The organism is Mesorhizobium sp. LSHC412B00, from assembly GCF_000503035.1.
Lineage (GTDB): Bacteria > Pseudomonadota > Alphaproteobacteria > Rhizobiales > Rhizobiaceae > Mesorhizobium.
In genome coordinates this window covers 28,461-52,256 of sequence record NZ_AYWB01000013.1, presented here as the reverse complement: position 1 = coordinate 52,256, position 23,796 = coordinate 28,461, and the positions used below count along the sequence as shown (strand labels likewise).

General features: G+C 65.1%; 21 protein-coding genes. 12 read left to right on the top strand and 9 right to left on the bottom strand.

Annotated features, from left to right (window positions below):
• The first annotated feature begins 11 nt into the window (after positions 1-11).
• From X757_RS143580 to X757_RS143590, 3 genes are all read left to right on the top strand, one after another.
• Positions 12-764 (top strand): thioredoxin family protein, encoded by a 753-nt coding sequence (locus X757_RS143580; protein ID WP_023695474.1) that lies wholly within the window; start codon positions 12-14, stop codon positions 762-764.
• An 86-nt stretch (positions 765-850) separates the two neighbouring features.
• Positions 851-1,123 carry a hypothetical protein gene (locus X757_RS143585; protein ID WP_023727050.1) on the top strand — a complete coding sequence of 91 codons (273 nt, stop codon included), beginning with the start codon at positions 851-853 and terminating at the stop codon, positions 1,121-1,123.
• A gap of 48 nt (positions 1,124-1,171) precedes the next feature.
• Positions 1,172-2,176: an NAD(P)-dependent alcohol dehydrogenase gene (locus tag X757_RS143590; protein ID WP_023727049.1), complete on the top strand. Its 1,005-nt coding sequence runs from the start codon at positions 1,172-1,174 to the stop codon at positions 2,174-2,176.
• A gap of 18 nt (positions 2,177-2,194) precedes the next feature.
• Here the strand turns inward: X757_RS143590 and X757_RS1000000165825 are convergent, their stop codons facing one another.
• The 3 genes from X757_RS1000000165825 to X757_RS143600 all read right to left on the bottom strand — a co-directional run bounded on the left by X757_RS1000000165825 (position 2,195) and on the right by X757_RS143600 (position 6,085).
• Complete coding sequence (locus X757_RS1000000165825; RefSeq protein ID WP_198024419.1) at positions 2,195-4,015, bottom strand: ATP-binding cassette domain-containing protein; 1,821 nt, start codon at positions 4,013-4,015, stop codon at positions 2,195-2,197.
• Between the two features lie 109 nt (positions 4,016-4,124).
• Positions 4,125-5,270 (bottom strand): sugar ABC transporter substrate-binding protein, encoded by a 1,146-nt coding sequence (locus X757_RS143595; protein WP_032996317.1) that lies wholly within the window; start codon positions 5,268-5,270, stop codon positions 4,125-4,127.
• A 158-nt stretch (positions 5,271-5,428) separates the two neighbouring features.
• Positions 5,429-6,085 (bottom strand): SGNH/GDSL hydrolase family protein, encoded by a 657-nt coding sequence (locus X757_RS143600; RefSeq protein ID WP_023727046.1) that lies wholly within the window; start codon positions 6,083-6,085, stop codon positions 5,429-5,431.
• Between the two features lie 166 nt (positions 6,086-6,251).
• On the opposite strand from X757_RS143600, the gene X757_RS143605 reads away from it, so the two are divergent.
• From X757_RS143605 to X757_RS143615, 3 genes are all read left to right on the top strand, one after another.
• Positions 6,252-7,487: an ROK family protein gene (locus X757_RS143605; RefSeq protein WP_023727045.1), complete on the top strand. Its 1,236-nt coding sequence runs from the start codon at positions 6,252-6,254 to the stop codon at positions 7,485-7,487.
• A 244-nt stretch (positions 7,488-7,731) separates the two neighbouring features.
• Positions 7,732-10,281: a caspase family protein gene (locus tag X757_RS143610; protein WP_023727044.1), complete on the top strand. Its 2,550-nt coding sequence runs from the start codon at positions 7,732-7,734 to the stop codon at positions 10,279-10,281.
• 14 nt (positions 10,282-10,295) lie between these two features.
• Positions 10,296-10,601, top strand: coding sequence for a hypothetical protein (locus X757_RS143615; protein WP_023727043.1), 306 nt, complete (start codon positions 10,296-10,298; stop codon positions 10,599-10,601).
• 22 nt (positions 10,602-10,623) lie between these two features.
• Here X757_RS143615 and X757_RS1000000168095 read toward each other — a convergent pair whose 3' ends face one another.
• The gene (locus X757_RS1000000168095) at positions 10,624-10,986 is read right to left on the bottom strand and encodes a hypothetical protein (protein ID WP_023733969.1); all 363 of its coding nucleotides are present in this window, start codon (positions 10,984-10,986) and stop codon (positions 10,624-10,626) included.
• A 134-nt stretch (positions 10,987-11,120) separates the two neighbouring features.
• Between X757_RS1000000168095 and X757_RS1000000166875 the strand changes: the two genes are divergently transcribed.
• Positions 11,121-13,217: an alpha/beta fold hydrolase gene (locus X757_RS1000000166875; protein ID WP_032996325.1), complete on the top strand. Its 2,097-nt coding sequence runs from the start codon at positions 11,121-11,123 to the stop codon at positions 13,215-13,217.
• Between the two features lie 9 nt (positions 13,218-13,226).
• Here the strand turns inward: X757_RS1000000166875 and X757_RS143625 are convergent, their stop codons facing one another.
• A complete protein-coding gene (locus X757_RS143625) occupies positions 13,227-13,844 on the bottom strand; it encodes a TetR/AcrR family transcriptional regulator (RefSeq protein ID WP_023727040.1) in 618 nt (205 codons plus the stop codon).
• Between the two features lie 302 nt (positions 13,845-14,146).
• Here X757_RS143625 and X757_RS143630 point away from each other — a divergent pair, with 302 nt between their 5' ends.
• The 3 genes from X757_RS143630 to X757_RS143640 are packed head-to-tail and all read left to right on the top strand — an operon-like array spanning position 14,147 to position 17,900.
• Positions 14,147-14,623, top strand: a complete 477-nt coding sequence (locus X757_RS143630) for a (2Fe-2S)-binding protein (RefSeq protein ID WP_023727039.1) — start codon at positions 14,147-14,149, stop codon at positions 14,621-14,623.
• A complete protein-coding gene (locus tag X757_RS143635; RefSeq protein ID WP_023727038.1) occupies positions 14,620-15,603 on the top strand; it encodes a xanthine dehydrogenase family protein subunit M in 984 nt (327 codons plus the stop codon). The genes X757_RS143630 and X757_RS143635 overlap by 4 nt, the downstream gene beginning before the upstream one ends.
• Complete coding sequence (locus tag X757_RS143640; protein WP_023727037.1) at positions 15,600-17,900, top strand: xanthine dehydrogenase family protein molybdopterin-binding subunit; 2,301 nt, start codon at positions 15,600-15,602, stop codon at positions 17,898-17,900. The genes X757_RS143635 and X757_RS143640 overlap by 4 nt, the downstream gene beginning before the upstream one ends.
• A 184-nt stretch (positions 17,901-18,084) precedes the next feature.
• On the opposite strand, the gene X757_RS143645 is transcribed toward X757_RS143640, so the two are convergent.
• Positions 18,085-19,095 carry an NAD(P)-dependent alcohol dehydrogenase gene (locus X757_RS143645; RefSeq protein WP_023727036.1) on the bottom strand — a complete coding sequence of 337 codons (1,011 nt, stop codon included), beginning with the start codon at positions 19,093-19,095 and terminating at the stop codon, positions 18,085-18,087.
• Positions 19,096-19,201: 106 nt separating this feature from the next.
• On the opposite strand from X757_RS143645, the gene X757_RS143650 reads away from it, so the two are divergent.
• Together X757_RS143650 and X757_RS143655 are read left to right on the top strand one after the other, a co-directional pair.
• Positions 19,202-20,149, top strand: coding sequence for a LysR family transcriptional regulator (locus X757_RS143650; protein ID WP_023688979.1), 948 nt, complete (start codon positions 19,202-19,204; stop codon positions 20,147-20,149).
• Between the two features lie 95 nt (positions 20,150-20,244).
• On the top strand, positions 20,245-20,745 hold the full coding sequence (locus X757_RS143655) for a hypothetical protein (RefSeq protein ID WP_023713519.1): 501 nt from the start codon (positions 20,245-20,247) through the stop codon (positions 20,743-20,745).
• A gap of 140 nt (positions 20,746-20,885) precedes the next feature.
• Here X757_RS143655 and X757_RS143660 read toward each other — a convergent pair whose 3' ends face one another.
• From X757_RS143660 to X757_RS143670, 3 genes are read right to left on the bottom strand one after another with little or no spacing between them, the layout of a single operon-like run.
• Complete coding sequence (locus X757_RS143660) at positions 20,886-21,773, bottom strand: ribokinase (protein ID WP_023727035.1); 888 nt, start codon at positions 21,771-21,773, stop codon at positions 20,886-20,888.
• Positions 21,770-22,645 carry a MurR/RpiR family transcriptional regulator gene (locus X757_RS143665; protein ID WP_023727034.1) on the bottom strand — a complete coding sequence of 292 codons (876 nt, stop codon included), beginning with the start codon at positions 22,643-22,645 and terminating at the stop codon, positions 21,770-21,772. The genes X757_RS143660 and X757_RS143665 overlap by 4 nt, the downstream gene beginning before the upstream one ends.
• On the bottom strand, positions 22,642-23,643 hold the full coding sequence (locus tag X757_RS143670) for a sugar phosphate isomerase/epimerase family protein (RefSeq protein ID WP_023727033.1): 1,002 nt from the start codon (positions 23,641-23,643) through the stop codon (positions 22,642-22,644). Before X757_RS143670 ends, X757_RS143665 begins: the two co-directional genes overlap by 4 nt.
• Positions 23,644-23,796: the final 153 nt, after the last annotated feature.

Here is a 23,796-nt window from a genome sequence, read left to right as displayed (position 1 = left end):
GGAAACAAGCAATGACCAAGCACGTGGCAATGAAGACCCCACCGGTCGTTTCAAGGCAGGAATGGGAAGCCGAGCGCGAAAAGATGCTGGTGAAGGAAAAGGCAACGATGCGCGCCAGGGACGCGCTGTCGGCCGAGCGCCGGCGCATGCCATGGATGGAAGTAGACAAGGCCTACGTGTTTGAGGGTCCCAACGGCAAAGCGAGCCTGCTCGATTTGTTCGAGGGCCGGCGGCAGTTGATCGTCTACCGCGCCTTCTACGAACCCGGCGTCCACGGCTGGCCCGAACATGCCTGCCGCGGCTGTTCGCTCGGCGCCGACCAGGTCGGCCATCTCGCCCATCTGAACGCCCGCAACACCACGCTTGCCTATGCCTCCCGCGCGCCGCAGGCCGACATTGCCAGCTTGAAGCAGCGGATGGGTTGGGAGATGCCCTGGTACACAATCACCGACAGTTTCGACAAGGATTTCGGCGTCGACGAATGGCACGGCCACAACGTGTTCATCCAGGACGGCAAGAAAGTGTATCGCACCTACTTCATCAACAACCGCGGCGACGAGCAGATGGGCACGGTCTGGAGCTACCTCGACGCAACGCCGCTCGGCCGCCAGGAAATCTGGGAGGATTCGCCCGAAGGCTATCCGCAGACCGAGCTCTACAGCTGGTGGAACTGGCACGACAATTACGACGCCGCACCCGACAAGACGTGGGAGGAAGTGTCGGCGGCCGGCGAAGCCGCGTTCCGCAACAAGGACGGCAAGTAAGGACCTGGAGCGGCGCCCATCCAGCTTGGTTTCCTGTCCCTCACGGGACAGGAAACCCAGGCATTGATCATCAAGGGATTACGACCATGAGCGATATCGGCACAGGCACCGGCAGTGAGGTCCCTCAACGCTCCGATGCAGTTTCTCTCCGCACCGCCGACTGGCTGTGCCTCGCCGCGGCCCCTGTTTTCGCCGTGATGGCGCTGCTTACCTGCATTCACGCTGGCGACGGCGCCATGTCGTGCCTGGGGGCCGATGCCTCCCCGCTCACCGGCATGCCGCTGATGTATCTCTTGATGAGCGCCGTCCATCTGGCGCCTTGGCTGCGCGTGATTTCCGGCCGGCCGGTCCGGCGATAGGCTGGACCGCCGCCGCCATGCTAACGCTCTTTACGTCGGAGAGAGACTATGAAGCTGGTCAGGCTGAGAGCGCCGGGCGGGTTGGACAAGCTCGACCTGGTCGAGGAGGATCAGCCCCGGCCTGGGCCGGGAGAAATGCTGGTCAGGATTCGCGCCTGCGCGCTGAACATGCGCGACGATTTCGCCGTACAAGGCAAGGTGCCGCTCGCCGACGGCCGCGTGCCGCTGTCGGATGGCGCCGGCGAGGTGATCGCGATCGGTGACGGCGTCGACACGTTCAAGCCGGGCGACAGCGTCGTCAGTGTTTTCTACCCCTGGTGGCTGGCCGGCGACATGAGATCCGATACAAGCCGCGACATTCCCGGAGACAGTTTCGACGGCTTCGCCAGGGAGTATGTGTGCATGCCGGCGCAGGCCTTCACCAAGGCGCCGGCGGGCTATACGCATCTCGAGGCGGCAACGCTGACCTGCACGGGCGTCACCGCCTGGCGCGGCCTGGTGACATGCGGCAAGGTAAAGCCCGGCGACACGGTGCTGATCCTTGGCACCGGCAGCGTGTCATTGTTTGCGCTGCAATTTGCCAAGGCCGCCGGCGCAAGGGTCATCGCCACGTCGTCCGATGAAGAGAAGCTGGAGAAGCTCAGACGACTCGGGGCCGACAGCGTCATCAACTACAAGGCGGTGCCGGAGTGGGGCGGCAGGGCCAGGGAACTGACGGACGGACGCGGCGTCGATCATGTGATCGAGGTCGGCGGACCGGCGACGCTGGCGCAGTCGATAACGGCCTGCCGGACAGGCGGGCATATCGCACTCATCGGCGTCCTGACCGGCTTTGCAGCAGAAGTTTCGATCCCGGCGCTGTTTTCGAACCAGATCCGCATCAGCGGAATTTCCATCGGCAGCAAAGCCGACCAGCAGGACATGATCCGTGCCATAGAGGTCAACCGCCTGAAGCCCGTCATCGACAGCAGCTTTCCACTGCAGGATATCGCCGCCGCCTTCAGGCATTACGAAGCGCAAAGGCATTTCGGCAAGATCTGCCTCGAGCTTTAGACCCTGCGATCGGCATTCCTACCCAGCGGCCGGCGCCAGCGTCCCGCTTGCCATCAGGCCCCACAGCTGATCGGCCGTCAGCTGTCTGGCCGAGCCGTCGTAAGCCACCCGGCCGAGGCTGAGCACCACGATCCTGTCGGCCAGCGCCCTGACCGTCGACAGGTCGTGCGTGACCAGGATGACGCCGGTGCCGCTGACGGCGATCGAACGGATCAGCTTGACGACCTGCGCGGTCTGCTTGACGCCGAGCGCGGCGGTGGGCTCGTCGAGGCAGATCAGCTTGACGTGATCGGCAAGCGCGCGGGCAATTGCGATGGACTGCCGCTGGCCGCCCGACAGCGAGCGCACCAGAACGTTTTCGTCGCGAAGCGTGACGCCCAGCGCGGCAAGCCGGGCACGACACTGCTCGGCGGCCTTTCGGTCGTCGCGAACCGGGAAGACACCGAGCCAACGCCGCGTTTCCTCACGCCCGAGGATCATATTGTGGGCGACGCTGAGGTTCGGGCAGAGCGCCAAATCCTGATAGACGGTCTCCAGGCCGGCGCCGCGTGCATCCTGCGGGCTCCTGAAGGAAATCGGCTGGCCCTCGAGGGTCATCGCGCCGGCATCGGGCCGGATGGCGCCCGAAATAATCTTCACCAGCGTCGACTTGCCGGCGCCATTGTCGCCGAGCAGACAGACGATCTCGCCTTTGCCGACCGTGAAACTCGCCTCTTCCAATGCCGTCAGCGCGCCGTAGGATTTGCGGGCGCCGGCAATCGAGAATGCCGGACCTTGCGGGGCTTCTCCATTGCCCTCCGTCACGGCAGGGCCGGCCGAGGCGACGGCACCATTGTCCGCCACCGTGAAGTTGGTCGCGGCGGCCCGAGCGCGCCGGCCGCGAAGACCGATCGCAGCCTGGTCGGCCACCAGCGCCAGCAACAGCATGCTTCCCACCGAAATGGATTGCCACCATGATTGCAGGCCGACGAAGATCAGTCCTGCATTGAGGATGCCGATGGTGGCAACGCCGATGGCGATGCCGAGCGGCCGGCCGGAGCCGCCGGAAAAAGCGACGCCGCCAAGGATCGCGGCGGTGAGCACGTCGAGCTCGAAGCGAACGCCGATGGTCGGCGTGATGCTGCCGAGACGACCGGCGATCAGAACCGAGACCAAACCGATCAGCAAGCCATTGGCGGCGTAGAGGCCAACCACCGTGCGTCCCACAGGAATGCCGCAGAGTTCGGCCGCGCGTGGGTCGCCGCCGATGGCATAGATTCTTAGTCCCGTGACCGTGCTGGTCAGGACAAAGGCTCCGGCGACAAAGACCAGCGCGGCGATGACCACGGTGTACTGGATGCCGAAGATCTTGCCCCGCCCCAATTCGAGCAGAGCCTCGGGAAAACCATAGACCGCGGTGCTGGAGACGACGAAGGCAAGGCCGCCATAGAGCGCCAGCATCGCCAGCGTGACGATCAACGGCGAGATGCTCAGCCTGCGCACCAGCAGACCGTTGAGCAGACCGAGCAAAAGGCCCAGACCCAGGCCGACGCAGATCGCCAGCAGCGCGCTCTGCGTCGCCACTGCAACCTTGGCAGTGATGATGCCGATCAAGGCGACCATGCTGCCGATGGAGAGGTCGACATAGCCGGCGATCAGCAGCGCGGAGGTGCCGAGCACGGCAATCAGGATCGAGGTCGAGTTGACGCCGATGACGACGAAATTGTCGAGGCTGAAGAACGATTTGTTCAACAGCGAGAAGGCGACGATCAACCCCAGCGCAACCAGGGCAAGGCCGACGCGGCCCGAGGCTTCGCCGGGCGGCTTGGTGCCGGGCAGCAGGGATGAGGCTGCTTGCATGGGCAGCCGCTCGGATCGAACATTGTCTGTCATCATGCCCAACCGGACTCAAGGATAGCAACCGGCCGGCCAGCCACGGCTGGATCCGGCCGGCGCAACACATTGGGCGCTACTTTGCCTCGGATGACCAGGGGAAATTCACATACTGGTCGCGCGTATCGTAGCAGATGTTGCCGTACATCCTGAGATAGATATCGCGGCGCTTCGGGTCCTTGTAGACCGCGGCCGGGTCGGCGACGTCGGCCTCGTACTGGGCCATGTAGTCGCTGGTCAGCGCCACCGGCAGGATATCCATCGCCTGCGGGATGCTCTTGCCCTCCAGCCAGTCGGCCGCGTGCTGGCCCATGGCATAAGCGAAGACCGGCGACGCCAGGCTGATGCTTGCCTTGTAGGGACCGCCGCCTTTCTTGATCGCGGCGACCGCCTCCGGTTCGCCGTCGATGCCGCCAAGGAACTGGTCCGACCGCGCCTTGCCCGCCGCTTCCAGGGCAGCCAGCGCGCCGAGCACGACGGTGTCGGCGCCGAGCACGACATCGACGTCGGGATGGGCCTGGAGAATGGTGCTCATCGTGGCAAAGCCGCCTTCCTTGTTGACGGGATTGGGTGAGATGTCGGCGACGATGGTGACGCCTGGCATAGCCTTGAAGATGTCGCGCATGGCGGCAAAGCGCGGCGCCAGGAATTCCATGCTGTCATGCGACAGGATGACGACATTGGCCTTGCCACCGAGCTTGTCCTTTATGTAGGCCGCGGCCGCTTCGGCCAGCACCTTGCCGGTCTCGTATTGCGGCGCGTTGAGCAGCGACGTCGCCGGCGGCGGCACGATGGTGCCGACATAGGCGCCGGACCAGATAAGCTCCTGCAGGCTGCGGCTCATGGAGGCCGGGTCCACGGGCGCCGCCACCAGACCGCCGATCTTGGAGGCGAGAAACAATTGCACCTGCTCGACCCCCTTGGCGGCGTCATTGTTGGCAAGCGCGCGGCGATATTCCAGCCCGCGATCCTTGGCGGCGGCGGCCAGGCCGCGGTCGACGCCCTGCATGAATTCACGCTCGTTATCCTGCGCGAAGGCCAGCACCTTGTTCAGGCCGGGCGGTGGGCTGCAGGCCGGCGCCTTCGGATCGAACGGCGCAAATACCGCCGGCTTGGTGAGCCCGGCCGGGCCGTCCTGCGCGCTTGCCAGAATGGTACCGCCCGCGAGCACACCGGCAACGCCGAGCAGCGTCGCCAGCATCATGTTCCTGTCAGATCGCATTTTACTTCCTCCCTGTCCTTGATTGTTGCCGCGCATCGCAAGCCTCGCGGTCGCTACTCTTCCCAGTCTCCCCAGATACCCACCTTCCCGCTCGCAAGTCAAAACTTTTTCCAGTGGAATTAATTAATCAGAGATAGTCGGGTGACTCGCCCACCCGATCACGCCTTGCCGATCAGCGACTGGACGGCTTTGGCCAATTCCGTGCCGAGCACGCGATGCGCGTCGCTGTCGAGGTGAATGCCGTCTACCGCGCTCGACTCGACGACGTCGCCGGCGTTGAAGAACGCGGCGCCGGCGCGCCGGGCGGCATCACGGAACAGGCCGGCAAAGTGCATCGACTTTGCGGCGCCGCCCAGGAACATCTGGCCGAACCAGTCGACCTCCAGCATCGGCGGCGGCGCAACAATCAGGACCGCGGGCGCCACGCCTGCGGGGCCAGCTTCGCTGCGCAGGACAATTCTGGCCAAAATCTCAACGGAATCAGCGACGTCGTTCGGCGTTACCGAGAACCTATGCTTGAGATCGTTGGTGCCGAGCATCAGGATGACGAGGTCGAGCGGCATATGCGTTTCCAGGCACACCGGGAGCGATTTGAGCCCGTTCTTGTGGAGACCTTCGATCGGATCGTCGTGCACGGTGGTGCGCCCGCCCTGCCCTTCTTCGATCACATCCCATCCGTTGCCGAGCTGGCGGCGCACGATGCCCGGCCAGCGCCGGTCGGGCGTGAAGCGGCGCCGTCCGACGCGGGCCAGGGTGGGAATGGCGCCATAGGTATTGGAATCGCCAAAGCACATGATGGTCCGGGTCTGCGTCACGGCATTGCTCCTCCAGGCTTGCATACTTTGAACGACAGCAGGCCGGCCGGCGTCAACTACATTTTTCCATCGGGTGGATTTAAGTGTTGCCTTGCCGTGCCCGCATTGCTACGTCAGCGCTTTGATCGGCTCGCCTTGCGGCCAACCTCCTTGCGCAGGGGAAAGCGTGACCGGCACCAGCTTCTTCAGTCTCGAAAAGATCGCCGAGGGCCGCAGCGGCGGAACCACGCAGGCCGAGAGCCGCATCTACAACGAACGCCTGATCGTCTCGCTGATCCGCCGGCACGGCCAGCTGGCCAAGACCGATTTGACGCGGCTGACCGGGCTGGCCGCGCAAACCATTACCACCATCGTCAACCGCGCCGCCGACAACAAGCTGCTGCTGCGCCTGGAGCCTCTGCGCGGACGGCTGGGGCAACCCTCGGTTCCCTATGCGTTGAACCCGAAAGCCGCCTATGCCTTCGGCCTCAAGGTCGACCATCGCAGCGCCGATGTCGCCCTGGTCAATTTCGTCGGCGACGTGATCGCGTTCGAACGCACGCTGTTCGACTATCCGACGCCCGTCGAGGTGATGAAATTCGCCAAGGGCGCCATCGCGCGCATGTGCCGCAAGCACAAATCGATAGAAAAAGACCGCATCGCTGGTCTTGGCATCGCCTCGCCATTCCATCAGTGGAACCTGAGCGAAGAGGGCGCGGTGCCGGCGGGCAGGCTGGATGCCTGGAAGGAAATCGACATTCGCGCCGAACTGGACCGGGCGTTCGACTGGCCGGTGTTCCTCTACAACGACGCCACGGTGTCGGCCGCGGCCGAACTGATGTTTGGCGCCGGCGGATCCCGCGCCGACTTTCTCTATGCCTATGTCGGGCACTTCATCGGCGGCGGCCTGGTGCTCGATCATCACTTGTTCCCCGGCCGCAACAAGCTGGCCGGGGCGCTGGGCGACATGCCGGTGCCCGCGCCGGGGCGCAAGGGCGACCGGATGACGCCGCTGCTGCGCGTCGCTTCGCTGCATTCGCTCGCCGGCAAGCTCAACGACCAGGACAATGGGGAGAAGGACGCCGGCCGCATCTGGTCGTCGCCCGACGATTGGGGCGACCTTGGAGAGCCGGTCACCGCGTGGATCGATGAGGTTTCGGACGGGCTTGCCTATGCCGCCCGCAGTGCCGTTGCCTTGCTCGACATCGACAATGTGGTGATCGATGGCGCCATACCGAATGGCGTGCGCAAGGAGATCGCCAAGGCCATGCGCAGAAAGCTGGCACGGATCCTTGTCGATCGCCCCGAGCCGTTCTCCGTCATCGAGGGGACGTTTGGCCATCTCGGCCCCGTTATCGGCGGCGCCAGCATTCCGCTGCTGGTGAAATATTCGAACGACAAGGAATTGCTCTTCAAGGAATAGGCGCGCAGCCGCCGGCACCAGGCATTTCCCCAAAACAGCGAACTGTGAGACTTGTCACATACCTGCTCGTGAAGCGCGTGCTACTTGCACTCTGCGGTTGGTCAACGCCGAAAGAAATCGCCTGCCATGGTCTGGCGGTGACGGGCCTTTCACTTTATGCTGTGGCAGGTTGCATACTCTCAACGGACCTTGATGCCGGAAGCGGTGTTCTCGTCGGCGTCAGGCCGCGACCAGGAGTTTTGCCATGCTCCGACTTTGTGGATTCATCGCGGTCTTCATCCTCGCCGGCCTCACGACGTTCGAAGCCTGCGCCGATCGAAGGGTCGCGCTCGTCATCGGCAATTCCGAATACCGCAACATTCCGGCGCTGAAGAACCCGGCCAAGGATGCGCAGGACGTATCGGCCACGTTCCGGCTGGCGGGCTTCGAGGTTTTCGTCGCCGAGAACCTCACCAAGCAGCAGTTCGAAGGCCAGTTCCGGGACTATCTGGCCGCCGCCGACGGCGCCGATCTCGCCGTCGTCTACTATTCCGGGCACGGCTTTCAGATCGGCGGCGAGAATTTCCTGATACCCGTCGACGCCTCGTTGAAGAAGGCGGCCGACATCGAGGTCCAGGCCATCAAGCTCAACGACGTGCTGGAGCAGCTGCGCTCGAAGTCGAAGATCCAGGTGATCATCCTCGATGCCTGCCGCAACAACCCCTTCCCGCGCAACAATTACTGGCTGCGCGACCAGCTTGTCACCGCCGGCAATACCGGGCTGGCGCAGGTGCGAAGCTCGCTCAACACGCTGATTGCCTTCGCCACCGAACCAGGCGCGGTCGCCTATGACGGCAGCGGCGACCTCAGCCCGTTTTCATCGGCCTTTTCGCGGCGCGCGCTGGCGCCGAACCAGGAGATCCGCACGGTCATGTCGGCGGTGCGCCGCGATGTCGTGCAGGCCACCAACGGCATGCAGGTGCCCTGGGAAAATTCCTCGCTGATCGATGACGTGGTGCTGGTGCGCCGCAACAACCGGCCTTCGCTGCCGCCAGTGCTGGAGAAGGTAGTGCTCTCGGGGGTCGGTCCTGTCGCTCTCGGCCTGCCGGAGCCGGTCGATGTCGATGGCGGCACTATCAGCGTCAGCATCGAACGTCCGCCGGCAATGGGCCGTCTGGTGCTGGACGGCAAAGACGTCGCGGTGGGCGAACCGATCGCCGGCAAGGACCTGCCGCGCCTGCAAATGGATGTCCCCAAAGGCGCCGCCACGCAGGACGAGGTGGATATGCTGGCCTATGCCACGCATGACAATTGGGGCGGCGGGAGCCAGGGCATACTCGTGTTCCGCGTCAAGAGCGGCGAAGGTGCGGCGGGTCAGCAGATCATGGCTTCGCTCGAGGCCGAGCAGAAGCAGCAGGTGCTGGATCGCGGCATCCACATCACCGGCGCTGCCGAAGCGATCGAGAACCGCAAGCTTGATATTCCCGTCGGCGTCGGCCCGGTCGCGCTCAATCTGGATTTCCCCACCGACGATCCGGCGGTCAGCCTGAAGGTCACGGGGTATCCGGCAACGGGAACGCTGTCATTGCCTGATCGAACCTTGTCGCCGCAATCCAGCCTTCTGGCCGGTGAAGTCGACCATCTCCGTTACGAGCCGCAGATCGGCGCCGGCGCGCCGGTCGAGGTCGGCTTCGAAATCCGGGCCGACAGCAGCTCGGCTAAGCCCGCGACAATGAAGCTGTCGCCGACGGTCGATGCCTGCGATACCGCCGCCGGCGAGCCTCTCGACCTGCAAGGCGTGGTGCCCGGCCTGCTGCCGAACGAGATCGGCGCCGGTGCGGTGGCAGCCTGCGAGGCGGCCGTGAAAACCTATCCAGACGTCGCCCGCTTCCACTACGAGCTCGGCCGCGCCCTGCTTGCGGCAGGCCAGGTTAGAGAGGCCAGGACAGCCATCGAGGACGCCGCCAAGAAAGGCCATGTGCGCGCCGTCTTCGAACTCGGCTATCTCAACGCAACCGGAACCGGAACGACCATAGACCGCACCCAGGCCAACGCTCTCTACAAGGCTGCCGCCGACAAGGGTGATCCTTACGGTATGACCTCGTGGGGACGCGCGCTGTTCAATGGCTATGGCGTCAACCGCGATACGGCCAAGGGCCTCGACCTGCTGCTCAAGGCGGCGGCCATGGGGCACACCTATGCCATGAACGATCTTGCCGCCATCTTCACCGAGGGCCGCAATGGCGTGCCTGCCGATCCGGCCCGCGCCGTCGCCTTCCTGCAAGCGGGGGTGCAGCGCCAAGACATGTATTCGATGAACCTGCTCGGCCGCAATTACCTCGCCGGCCAGGGCATCGACAAGGATCCGAAGACGGCGCAGGCCCTGTTCCAGCAGGCCACCGATCTTGGCCAGCCCTACGCGCCCGGCAGCCTCGCCCGCATGTACAGGGATGGCGCCGGTGTGCGCCAGGACCCGGCGGAAGCGCAAAGGCTGTTCGAACTGGCGACCACGCGCGGCGATCCGTCGAGCGCCTATGATCGCGCGGCGCTTGAAATGGCGAAAGGCGACAAGGCCGATCAGGCTGTCGCGGTGCGCTTCCTGGCATTCGCCGTCGCGCTCGATCTGCGCAAGGAGCTGCCGGACGCCAAAAAGGGCCTGGCGCAGTTCGGCACCAAGCCGAAAACGGCAGCTTTGGACGCCCTGCGTCGAGAGCTCAAGTCGAAGATTCCCGCGTCCGGTTCGCTGGACACGCAACTGGTCAATGCGGCCCGGGGGGTCTGGGAAGAAGCCAATCCGCGTCGGGATTTGTTCTGAACAATAAGGAGGCCATGGTGGGCAAGGCATTCAAGCAGACATTCGGGCAGGCATTCATCGGGATAATTCTATCCGGCGTTCTGGCCGGGCTCATGGGCTGCACCTCGGTGTCGCCGATGTTTGAGCCGGCATCGCCGGTGAAACATCGCAAGGTGGTTCGCGCAGCACCCCAGCCAAAGGTGGTCAGATTCAAGAAGGCGGCCACCGGCAAAGTGATCAAGCCGGCCGAGGAGATCCCGCAAAAGCCGCCCGTCATTCCCGCTCTCGGCGGTAGCGGCGGAGGCGGTGGGGCTGGCGGCGGCGGCGGCGGTTGGGGATGAGATCGTCGACCAGGCGCTGCACTCAGCGGCCCCAAAGGGTCTTGCTAAGATCCGCATGAGCCTTGGACAACGTCAAGCCGAAATCGTCCATCCCTGTCGCGGCATCGGTTGGCCAGCGGACAATTCGGCGCAGCGCTGCACGGAAAAGGCAGCGGACGAACGCTGCCAGTGCAGAGGCCACGACCGCCGCCGGATCGAGTCTGCGAGCCGCCAATGCCCGATGGGCCTGTTGTGTTTCGAGATAGCGGGCCAGCGCAACATCGTGACGCGATGGTGCGCCAAGCTCCTGCCGGTCGCGCCCGGGGTCGTCATGCCAGATGGGCCACTCGGTCGGGCTAGGGTGATGCACGGTATCCTCCTGCGAAAAGAGATCCAGTGCGAACAATCTCCTCAAGCGCCGTGAGCAACGCGTGGGAACCTGCGTGATGGAATCGTGAAAAGCGCCTCGGCGGCGGAATAAGTGTTGAAATGGACCGAGCTTGAGCGGATCGTCGTCGCGCTGTGACCGTGGCGGATCCGATGACCGGACCTTATCTTCACCTGCTGGGTGGTTTCGACTTTGCCGGCGTCGGGGCCACGGTTCCAGCCATCAGCCGCAAGGCGCGTGCGATGGTCGCCTATCTCGCGCTGCAGTCGGGGCATTCGCAGTCGCGCGAGAAGCTGGCGACCCTGCTCTGGGGCATCAACAGCGAGGCGCAGGCGCGAATGAGCCTGCGGCAAGCGGTATCGTCTGTCAGGAAGGCCATGCAGACGTGCGGCGGCGGCCGCTTCCTCACCGATGGCAACAGCGTCGCTCTGCATCTCGACGGCCTTGATTTCGACGTCGCGCGGTTCGAGGCGCTGGTCGCCAGCCCGGCACCCGAAGACCTCGAACTGGCGCTCAATGTCTACCGCGGCGACCTGCTCGACGGCTTCGGCCTGAAGGAGGAGCCATTCGAGGACTGGCTGAGGATCGAACGCGAGCGGCTGCGGGCATTGGCCGTCGCGGCGCTCGACAGGCTCGTCGCGCATTATGCAGCGACGAACGATCCTGCCGCATGCGTGCGCGCGGCAGCGCGCCTGCTGGCCATGGACCCGTTGAGGGAGGATGTCCACCGGGCCCTGATGCGCGCCTATGCGGCGCAAGGCAGGACCAATCTCGCGCTGAAGCAATATGAGCACTGCCGCACCGCGCTTCTACGCGATCTCAAGCTGCAGCCGGAGCCGGAGACGCGGCAATTGTTTGAGACGCTGCGCACACGCCGCACAATGGCGCCGGCACGGCCACCCACGACCGATGCGGATGACGCTACCGGCTTCAGCCACGAACTCGCAGCCCCCCCGACCCACTATGTCAAATCGGCCGGGATCAACATCGCGTATCAGGTGACCGGCGACGGTCCGGTCGACCTGATCCATGTGCCGGGATGGGTCTCCAACCTCGACCACGCCTGGGGCTCGCCGCGGCTTTCGCATGTGCACCGGCGGCTCGGCACTTTCTCGCGCCTAATCCGCATGGACAAGCGCGGCACCGGGCTCTCGGACCGCAATGTCGGTCTGCCGACCCTGGAAGAGCGGATGGAAGATGTGCGGGCAGTGCTGGATGCGGTTGGCTCGAAGCGCACGGTGCTTTTCGGCAGCTCCGAGGGCGGCCCGATGTGCATGCTGTTCGCGGCGACCTATCCCGAGCGCACAGCGGCACTCGTGCTCAATGGGGCCTACGCCCGCGGCAGGTGGTCACAAGACTATCCGTGGGCGAAGACAAGCGAGCAGGTGGAAGAGGATCTGGCGATCGTCGAGAAAGAATGGGGAGCGGCGGCGGATATGAGCAACGCGGCGCCCAGTCTGATGAGCGACACGTTCGAGACAGAATGGTTCGCCGCCTATCTCAGGAATTCTGCCTCGCCCGCCGACGCGATCGCCCTGTGGCGCTGGGGAGCCGAAATCGATGTTCGCGACATTCTGCCTGCTGTCCATGTTCCGACACTGATCATGCAGACGACTGGCGACGGCTGGGTGAAGCGGGAAGAAGGACGTTACTTGGCGACGCACATCGAGGGCGCCCGATACATTGAGTTCGCCGGCCGCGACCACGTCATCTGGGGCGAGAATTCCGATCGGATCGTCGACGAGATCCAGGCTTTCGTCACCGGCGCCTTGCCGGCGGCCCCAGGCGAACGGCTGCTTGTGTCGGTGCTGTCCCTCGATATGACGGGCTCGCCTTTCGGCATCGAGCCGGCCGAGCGGCACGCCGAAGCGCTCCGTGGCGAACTCCTCGCGGCCGAAGGCAGAGAGATCAGCCGATCGGACGGCAAGGTGCTCGCGGTGTTCCAGCGGCCAACGCGGTCGATCCAGTGCGCGATCGCCATCCGCGATCGCTTGCGGCAATCCGGTGTCGAGGTCCGCTCGGCGGTGCATATCGGCGAGTGCGAGCAGCGGGGCCATCAATTTTCAGGCGCGGCGATCGAACTGTCATCGCGTCTGCTTGACCATGCGCGGCCGGGCGAAATCATCGCATCAAGGACGGTGCGCGATCTCGTGGTCGGCTCCGGCCTGCGGTTCGAGGAGCGTGGCGAAATGGCGGCAAGCGGGCTGCCCGGCGCGTTTCCGTTCTATGCGGTCGATGGTTCGGCTTGAGCCGCTAGGTCACCTCTTCCCTGCCCTGAACCTCAACCCGTCCATCAGCAGCTTGACCAGACGGCGCGAGCGGTCGCGCCAGTCCTTGGTGTCGGGCGCCGAATAGATGCCGCCCAGCGCATGCAGCACATCGGAGGCGTCGACGTCGTTGCGGATCGAGCCTTCGGCGCCCGCCGCCTCGACCAGCTGGCGCAAGGCCAGCGACACCCGGCCCGACATGTCGGAGAACACGGCGGAATTGGTGTTGAACAGGATGCGCAGGCTGGCCGCAAGGCCGCGCTTGGTGGCGATGTAGTCGACGAAGCGCTGCATCCACTGTTCCAGCGCCACATCGGCCGAATGGTGCCTGGCGAGATCATCGGCCGCCGCACAGAGCGCCTCGACTTCACGCCGATAGACCACCTCGACCAGATGCTCGCGGGTTGGAAAATGCCGGTACAGCGTGCCGATGCCGACGCCCGCCTGGCGCGCGATCTCCTCCAGCGAGGCATCGACGCCGTGCTCGGCAAAGGCCGCTGCCGCAACCTCGACCAGCCGGTCGCGGTTGCGCTGCGCATCGGCGCGCAGCGGCCTTGGCGCTGCGGCTTCGCGCTTCTCGTCGGCAATTGCGTGCGGCTGGTCGGTCAATTTTTTCTCCACTGTCGATATATGGGGGCTTGAACCCGGAGGGGTAAAGCCCCCAACTGGATAAACGGAGGCGCCTCCGTTTTAGTGGAGCAGCCTTATCATATAATCAGGGGAGCCGGTATGTCACGTGTTGAGATTGTGAAGACTGAAGCATCCCCTGTCCGCTGGAGAGTCGGGGCGGCAGAGCTGCCAATCTCCCCCACAAGGGGCGAGATTAGGCGCACCGTCGCCTCTTCCCTTTTCCTCTCTCACTCGGACGCCATTTCAATCCCCTTGCGTCAAGCAACTGGAGCCAGACGCCCATGACCAGCCAGACCATCCACCTCACCATCAACGGGCACGACCATGAACTGCAGGTCGAGCCGCGCGTCACGTTGCTCGACGCCTTACGCGACCGTCTTAACCTGACCGGCACCAAGAAGGGTTGCGACCAGGGCCAGTGCGGCGCCTGCACGGTGCATGTCGAGGGACAGCGCGTGCTCGCCTGCCTGACGCTTGCAGCACAGGTCGAAGGCCGCGAGATCACCACCATCGAAGGATTGGCCGGCGATGACGGCACGCTCAACGCGGTTCAGGCTGCTTTCCTCGACCAGGATGCTTTCCAGTGCGGCTACTGCACGCCGGGACAGATCATGTCGGCGGTCGCCTGCATCCGCGAGGGCCATGCCGGCTCGGATGACGAGATCCGCGAATACATGGCCGGCAATCTGTGCCGCTGCGGCGCCTATCCGCACATCGTTGCCGCCGTGCGCCAGGCGGCACTGGAGGTCGCGTCATGAGGGATTTTTCCTACGTTCGCGCCGATAGTATCGATGCGGCACGACAGGCAGCCGCCCTGCCTGGGGCCATGCTGCTTGCCGGTGGCACGACGCTGGTCGATCTCGCCAAATGCGGAGTGGCCGAACCCGACAGCCTGGTCGACATCACCCATCTCACAGGGCTCGACGCCATCAAGGTCGACGCTAACAGTGCTATGATCGGCGCGCTGGCCAAGATGAGCCACGTCGCCGACCATGCCGAGATCAAGAGCCGCTTTCCCGCGGTCTCCGAAGCGCTGTGGCAGGCGGCTTCCGCGCAACTGCGCAACATGGCGACCATCGGCGGCAATCTGATGCAGCGCACGCGCTGCCCCTATTTCCGCGATCCCGCGAATTTTTCCGCCTGCAACAAGCGCTCGCCCGGCAGCGGCTGCTCGGCGATCGGGGGCGTCACCCGCGGCCATGCCGTGCTCGGCACCAGCGACGCCTGCATCGCCATGTATCCCGGTGACCTCGCCACCGCGCTGGTCGCCTTCGACGCCGTGGTTCATCTTGGCGAACGCCAGGTTGCCGTCGACGACTTCTTTCTCCTGCCCGGCGCCACGCCCGACAGGGAACATGCCATCCAACCGGGCGAGATGATCACCGCCATCAGCATACCGGCTTCCGGCACGGCCCGGCGTTCGACCTATCTCAAGATCCGCGACCGGCAGTCGTATGAGTTCGCCGCTGCAAGTGCCGCAGTCGGCATCGACTTCGAAGCCGATGGCCGCACCATTCGCGACCTGCGCGTCGCGCTGGGCGGCGTCGCGACGAAGCCGTGGCGGGCGCACGCCGTGGAAGCGGCGTTGAAGGGCAAGGTGCTCAGCGAAGACAGGGTGCGGGCAGCCAGCTTGCTCGCCATGGAAGGGGCGATCGACCACGGCGCCAACCACTACAAGATCGAACTGGCGCCGCGCGTCGTTGCCCGCGCCATCCTCAAGACGGGAGCCATGTCATGACCATTCACGACCCGAGGACACGGCACGGCGACGCTTCGGACGGCACTGCCGATCAGGTTGGCGGGCGGCTGTCGCGCGTCGACGGCCCGGCCAAGATTACCGGTGCGGCAAAATATGCCGTCGAGCAGCAGCTCGACGGGCTAACCTACGGCGTCCTGGTCGAAAGCACGATCGCATCAGGCAAGGTGCGCTCGATCGACACGTCAGCCGCCGAGGCGGCACCTGGTGTGCTCAAGGTGCTGACGCCGGACACCATCATGCCGCTGAAGACTGCATCGGACTGGTTCGGCACACCGCCGCCGGACAAGCCCTACTGCCCGCTGGCGCGCGATATCACCTTTTCGGGCCAGCATGTCGCCGCGGTCATCGCGGAGACCTTCGAGCAGGCCGTTGCGGCCGCAGCCCTGGTCAAGGTCAGCTATGACGAGACGCCGGCCATCGTCGACCTCAGCGACGCCAAGGCGGGCGACGGCATTCCGATCGCCGCCATGACCAAGGAATGGGGCGATGCGCAGGCCGCTTTCGCCGCTGCCCCGGTGCGCGTCTGCGGCGCCTATAACACGCCGCGCGAATACCAGGCGCCGATGGAGCCGCATGGCCTCATCGCCCGCTGGGAGGGCGACAAGCTCACCGTGTGGGAACCAAGCCAGTGGCTCGACGGCATGGCCCGCACCTATGCCGAATGGTTCGGCGTGCCGTTCGAGAATGTGCGCCTGGTCTCGCCCTATATTGGCGGCGGCTTCGGCTCCAAGGCGCTGGCGCTCGGCCATGGCGCGGTGGCTGCTGCCGCAGCCAAGATGCTGGGACGTCCGGTGCGGGTCGTGATGACGCGGCCGCAGACTTTTACCGGCTATGGCGGCCGCGCCGCGACCCGCCAGACGGTGACGATCGGCGCCGACCGTGACGGAAAGATCCAGTCGATCGTGCATCGCGGCGTCAATGAAACGTCGATCGACGGCATGTGGGTCGAGCCTTTGGGCGTGGTCACCTCGATCATGTATGCGACGCCCAACTTCTCCTCGAAGCAGAATGTCGTGCGGGTGAATTCGGTGGTGCCTGGCGCCATGCGCGCGCCGGGCGAAAACCCTAGCGCCTTCGGCATCGAAAGCGCCATTGACGAGCTCGCCTACGAGGTCGGCATCGATCCGCTGGAGATCCGGCTGAGGAATTACGCCGAGCAGGATCCGCACGCAAAAAAGGCTTGGTCGACGCGGCAGTTGCGCGAGGCTTTCGCGGCTGGCGCCGAACGCTTCGGCTGGGCCCAGCGCACGTCCAAACCGCGTTCGATGCGCGACGGCAACCAGCTGATCGGCTGGGGCGTCGCCGCCGGCACCTACCCGGTGCGGCGCGCTTATGGCGAGGCCATCGTGCGTATCCTTGCCAACGGCTCGGTCGAGGTCGAAAGCTCCTCGATCGACATGGGCCAAGGCACGTACACGATCCTGGCGCAGACGGCGGCCGAAACGGTCGGCGTGGCGGCCGACCATGTCGTCGTGAAGCTCGGCGATTCCCGGTATCCCCGCGCCGGCGTGGCCGGCGGGTCGCGGCTGGCCGGCGTGATGACGGGCGCGGTCTACAAGGCGGCGACATCGGCGCTCGATCAGCTTGTCGGACTGGCGATCAGCGATCCGCGCTCGCCCTTCCACGCGCTGCAGGCCAACACGCTGGTCGTCGCCAATGGCCGCATCAGGTCGCCGCGCGGCGATGGTCCCGATGTCTCGATCGCCGACCTGCTGGCCAGCGTCGGCCGCGACCGCATCGAGGCCACCGGCGACACCATGCCGGCGAACTCGACCGCCGAGGATCGCTACAAGAACTACACCACCATCGCGGCGGCACTGCCGCACACCGAGGGCGACTATTCGCGCCACTCCTGGTGCGCGCATTTCATCGAGGTGCGCGTCGACGAGGATTTCGGCACCGTGCGCGTGTCGCGCGTGGTGTCGGCGCTGGATTCCGGCCGGCTCTACAACCCGAAACTCGCGGAGAGCCAGTGGAAGGGCGGCATCATCATGGGCATCGGCCAGGCGCTGCTGGAAGAAGGCATTGTCGACCGCAGGCATGGCCGCATCGTCAACAACAATCTCGGCGACTATCTGGTGCCGACCAATGCCGACATCCCCGATATCGAGGTCATCTCGGTCGGCGTTCCCGACCTGCACTCTTCGGTGCTCGGCGGCAAGGGTGTCGGCGAACTGGCCATCGTCGGCGTAGCGCCGGCGATCGCCAATGCGGTGTTCCATGCGACGGGAAAAAGAGTGCGGGACTTGCCGATCACGCTGGAGAAGTTGATCTAGGAAGCGGCGTGCGTAATCTCCCCCCTCGAGGGGGAGATGTCGCCGAAGGCGACAGAGGGGGTCGCCTCTCGTAGAGCGCCAACCTCCTTCCGCCGCAGTAGGTCGAGCCCGGTCGGACCGACCCCCTCTGCCCTGCCGGGCATCTCCCCCTCAAGGAGGGAGATTGGCAGCTCGCGCGCCTCGGTTACCAGTCGAGCTTGAACGCAAGCTTGCCGAAATGCTGCCCGCCCGCCGCCATGTGCGCGTAGGCTTCGGCCGCCTGCTCCTGGCTAAACACCTTGTCGACGACCGGGTCGATGCGGGCGGCGGCGATGGCGCGGACGGCGGCGCGAAGGTCAGATACCGACCCGGTGTTGTTGCCGACCACCTTCAGCGCCTTGATGATGATCGGCAGCAGGTCGACCGTGGCCTCGGCGCCGGTGACGAAACCGATGGTGAACAGCGTGCCGCCAGGCGCGGTGGCGTTGACGGCGCGGGCGAAGGTGGCGGTGCCGGCGGTCTCGACGACGAGGTCGGCGCCGAGGCCGCCGGTCAGTTCCAGCACCTTGCCGTCCCAGTCGGGCGTCGCGCGGTAGTTGATGAGATGATCGGCGCCGAGCGCCTTCGCCCGCCCCAGCTTCTCGTCCGACGAAGAAGTGATGATGACGGTGGCGCCGGCGGCTTTCGCCAGCTGCAGGGTGAAGATGGAGACGCCGCCGGTGCCGAGCAGCACGACGACCGAGCCCGGCCCGACATCGGCGGCGCAGACCGCGTTCCAGGCGGTGGTCGCGGCGATCGGCAGTGTCGACGCCGCCTCGAAGGAGAGACGAGCCGGTACCGGCACGAGCGAGTTGGCCGGCAGCGCGACATATTCGGCGAGCGACCCCGGCAGCGAAATTCCGCGCATCTGTGTCATCTCGTTAGGCCGGGGCGGACCGCCGATCCAGCGCGGCTTGGCATGGGCAACGACGCGATCGCCGACGGCGAAATCCGTAACGCCCTCCCCCAGCGCGACGATCTCGCCGGCGCCGTCGGCGACGGGAATGAGCGGAAAGCCGGGCACGCGATAATTGCCGCTGGCCACCGCCACATCGACGAAATTCAGGCTCGCGGCGCGCTGGCGGATCAGCACTTCGCCGCGCTGCGGTTCAGGCGTGGCAATGGTGGTGGCGCGAAAGGCGTCCAGTTTGGCGGCGGTCAGTTCGATGGCTTTCATGGCTCACGCATTCCTGTTTAAGGGGTCAATCGTCAGGATTGAGTGAAGCTATCTGCTGCGCTACAAGCAGATAATCCGGAATTTTTACATTTGAGTCCTGTGCTTTATGCAGCAATCACACGACCCCGCCAGCCTTGCCGAAATGGCCGCCTTTGCGGCCATCACCGAAGCGCGCTCCTTCACCAAGGCAGCGTTGCGCGTCGGGCGCGACTCGACGGTTCTGTCACGCCGCCTGCAATCGCTGGAGGAGCGGCTCGGCGTGCGGCTGCTGCACCGGACCACCCGAAGCGTGTCGTTGACGGAGGCCGGAGCGGAGTTCCTGGTGCGTGTCCGCGCCATCCTGGCCTCGGTAGACGAAGCTGAGGCTGCTGCTTCCGCGCATGCCAGCGGGGCTCCGCGGGGCTTGCTGCGGCTGGCGATGCCGGGAACCTTTGGCCGTATGTGGATCGGGCCGCTGCTGCCGCAATTTCTAGCGACGTTCCCGGATGTCCGCATCGAGGCCGAGTTCTCCAACCGGTTCGTCGATCTCGTTGCAGAGAACTTCGATGTCGCCGTCCGTCTCGGCGCGCTGGAGGACTCGCGCCTGGTGGCGCGCAAGATCGCGACACGGCGGCGGTTGCTGTGCGCTGCTCCCTCCTACCTCGCCCGCCGGGGCACGCCGGAAGCGCCGGAAGCGCTCACAGAACACGCCTGCCTCGGCTTCTCCGGCTTCCAGACCTTTCCAACCTGGGAGATGACCGACAGTTCGGGACGCCGCGTCAACGTCGACGTCTCGGGGCCGATGGTGTGCGACGATGCCGAGGTGCTGGTCGAAGCCGCGGTGCAAGGCCTCGGCCTGATGATGAGCACCGACTGGCTTGTCGGACGCGAACTCGCCGACGGACGGCTGGTGCCGGTGCTGGCGGACTGGACGCTGGCCGACGAAGGCGCGGTCTATGTCGTCATGCCCTCGGCCAAGGGACAAGCCGCCAAGACACGCGCCTTCGCCGAGTGGATCGGCAAGCGCTTCGCGCCGGAGCCGCCCTGGACGTCGAGGCCGGTCTCAAAGGCTTGATCAATGGGGCGCGCCGGGGGCTAAGACGGCATATGCCGCTGTCACCAGGCCTTTTGTCCTGTATGATCTCGTTGAATGTAGCTTGGGAGGGGATCATGCAAAGTGCATTGGCGAAGTTCATGATGGCAGGTTCCGTTCTGGCCGCGCTGCAAGCCGCGCAGCCGGCTTTTGCCGCATCCTGCAACTGGAGCGCCAAGATGGAAGAAGACGAAGGCGGCAGCGTGCTGACGGCTTCGGTGTGCGGCGGACCGAAGGCCGATGCGCATCTGATGCTCGTCTGTTTCGACAAGCCGGTGCTGAGCTACGATCTGGGTGCGGCCGGCCAGCAGCTGGAACCCGGCATCAGCGCTTCCTTCACCTTCAAGGGCGGTGACAAGAGCGTGACCAAAAAGCTCGACCTCGAGGCCATGTATAATTACTTCACGGCTGAGCTGAGCAAAGACGATCCACTGCTCGGCCTGTTGCGCGGCAAGGGCGACGTCACGGTTACGGCCGACAAATATGGCGAGAACAGCTTTCCGCTGACGGGCTCGAGCGCTGCGATCGGTAAGGTGCTGGCGCAGTGCGGCAAAAGTTCGGCCGGCGAAGCGGACTGAAGCTCCCTACTTTCGACCACGCAGCTTGGTCCCGCGCCTCCATCAGGGCAAAGCCAAGCAGGTTCTCGCCGCGCCCGGTTTGCCGTTTCGCTCATCGACGGGGGCACGGGTTTGGAGGCGGCAATATGCGGCCTGAGTTTTCAACGCGAGCTGCGCTTTCCCTCCGGTGTCGCCACCAGCGAGGCGGCGGCGGCATTGGCCGTGGCGATCGCCGCTTCCATCGGATGGCCACGGGCGAGGCCTGCCGCGAAGGCGCCGACGAATTCGTCGCCGGCGCCATGGGTGCTGACGACTTTTACCGGAATGGCGCCCAGCGCGAAGGCCGCGCCCGTCCGGTCGCAATAGGCGACCCCCTCACCGCCGGCGGTGACAATCGCCGAGGGGTAGGCATCGATAAGCCGCCGTGCGGCTTCGGTTGCGCCGGCGAGCGTATCGACCGGAACGCCGGCCAAAAATTCCGCTTCGATGGCGTTGACGATGACGATGTCTGTCAGCGCGGTCAATTCGGCCGACAGTGTTCGCGCCGGTGCGGCGTTGAGCACGACGCGGCCGCCGGATGCCTTCACCGCGCGCGCGGCAGCGATGTTGGCGGCATCGGGCACTTCGTTCTGCAGCAACAGCACTGCCGTCTGTACCACCACCTCGCCCGCAGCCGCGATGTCATCACCGCCCAGGATGAGATTGCTGCCGGAGACGATCACCGCACCATAGTCGCCATCGCTGTCGAAGATCGCCACGCTCATGCCGGAGCCTGCGCCGGCCGCCACGCGCACGAAGCGGCGATCGACGCCGGTGCGATCGAGATTGGCCAGCAGCGCCGTGCCGAAATCGTCGTCGCCGACGGCGCCGATCATCGCCGCACGCACGCCGGCGCGTGCCGCCGAGACCGCCTGGTTGCCGCCCTTGCCGCCGCATTTCGGCTGCCAGGCACGGCCGGTCACCGTCTCCCCCTTGCGCGGACGGTCGGGCGCGTCGACCATGATGTCGTAATGCAGGCTGCCGAAGACGGTGACCAGCGGAACCGTCATGTGCCCCGGTCTTTTCGCTTCGAGGTGACCGCCGACATGGTGCGGCCGAGATTGCGCTCCGCCGCCTGGTAGTCGCGCTGCGCCACCGCCACGAACAGCGCGTCGAGGATGTTGAGCTGCGCGATGCGGGCCGCCGCGTTCTCGCCCATCAGCGGCGATCCCTGCGCCGTCGAGCACAGCACGATGTCGGCAATCCGGGCCAGCGGCGAGTTGTCGTAGTTGGTGATGGCCAGCGTGCGGGCGCCGCTCTTGCGGGCAAGATGGATGGCGTCGATGACGGCCGACGTGTTGCCGGAATGCGAGAAGCCGACGGCGATGTCGTCGGCGCCGAGGAGCGAGGCCGACATCAGCATCATGTGCGAGTCGTCATAGACAGACGCGCGGATGCCGATGCGCAGGAATTTGTGCGAGACGTCGCGGGCGATCTGGGCGGAGCCGCCGACGCCATAAAAATCGCGGTTCCTGGCGCGGTAGAGCAGATCGGCGGCACGGTCGAAATCGTCCATGTCGAGGATCGCGAGCGTCTCCTCCAGCGCCTGGATCGAGGTGCGGAACACTTTCTGCACGATCTCGGCCGAGCTGTCGTCGACCGACAGTTCCTGGTGCATCTCGGCGGTCGGGAGGCGGCTGTATTCATAGACGGCGGTGCGGAAGTCGCGGTAGCCGGAGAAGCCGAGTTTCTTGGCGATCTTGACCACCATCGCCTCGGACACGCCGGCCTCCTCAGCGATCTGCTTCAGCGGAATGGTCTGGTCGAAACCGCGCCGGCCGAAGACGGTTTCCACCACCTTGGCCTCAAGCGGGGTGAGATGCGGCATCATCATGCGGATGCGCGGCCCCACGGCTTTCAGATCGAGATTGCTCAACGTCATCCACGTCCCCTCGTCTCCGGCCCGAGCATGGCTTCCTGGACGATAGCCTGCGACGTCACGGCGTCCTGGCTGTCCATGGCGGCGGACAGGCGGTTATCCTTCTCCAGCCGGTCGACAACGCACAGCAGGCGCTTGACGGTGGCGATGTTGACTTCGCATTCGCGCACCGGATCGAGCCCGGTCATGTCGGGGAAGGTGTCGAAGTAGATGGCGCCGGCATAGCCGTCGCGGCGGATCTGGCGCAGCAGTTCGATGGTCTGCAGCGTGTGCACCGCGCCGACCATCAGGCCGTCGTCGCGCTTGGCATAGCCATCGTTGAGATGGACGCCGAGAAGTTTGCTGTGGCGAGCGATCAGCGCCGCGGCGAAGGCCGGCTGTTCGTCGGCATAGAGCACATGGGCAAAATCGAGCGTGACGCCGAGATTGGGTAGGCCGACCTCGCGGATCGCCAGCAAGGTGGTCGCGGCATCCGGCATCAGCGAGTAGGAGCGCGGTTCGTTCGGCTTGTACTCCAGGCTGATCTGGCAGCCGGGATCATGCGCGGCAACTTCACGAACCCCATCGATCTCGTGTTGCCAGAGCGTCGCATAGTCGGCCTGGAAGGCGTAATCGAAACCATCCTGGCCGAGCCACAGCGTCATCAAACTGGCGCCCGCCGCGCGCACCGCATCGATACCGGCCTTGGTCAGGTCGATGGCTTCGCGGCGCACCGCCGGGTCCGGATTGGTGAAGGCGCCGAGCTTGAAGGCCGGATTGGAGTAGTAACGCATGGCAAAGCCATTGATGGAAAGCCCGAGGCCGCCGAGCTTTCGGGCGATTTCAGCCGGCTTTTCACTGACATGGTCGGGGAAATTAAGATCAAGATCGGTCAACCCGTCGACCTTGGCCGCGCGAGTGGCCATCTGCAGCATGGACGGCTTGCCGGTGAGATCAGGCCATTCGGCTTGCGGCCGCGAGGCGAAGGAATTCAGGCGGGTGGCGAAGCGACTGTTTGTCATGATCGACCTTTCAGTGATTTACTTCACATAAATACGAGTATTTGTAAAGTTCTCATTTGCGAGACGGTTTGTAGCGCGCAACATTCTGCTTGGCCGAGATCTTCGGCTGCGCCTCTGCATCCATGCCGGGAGTTTCGAGTCCCTCAACGGTGC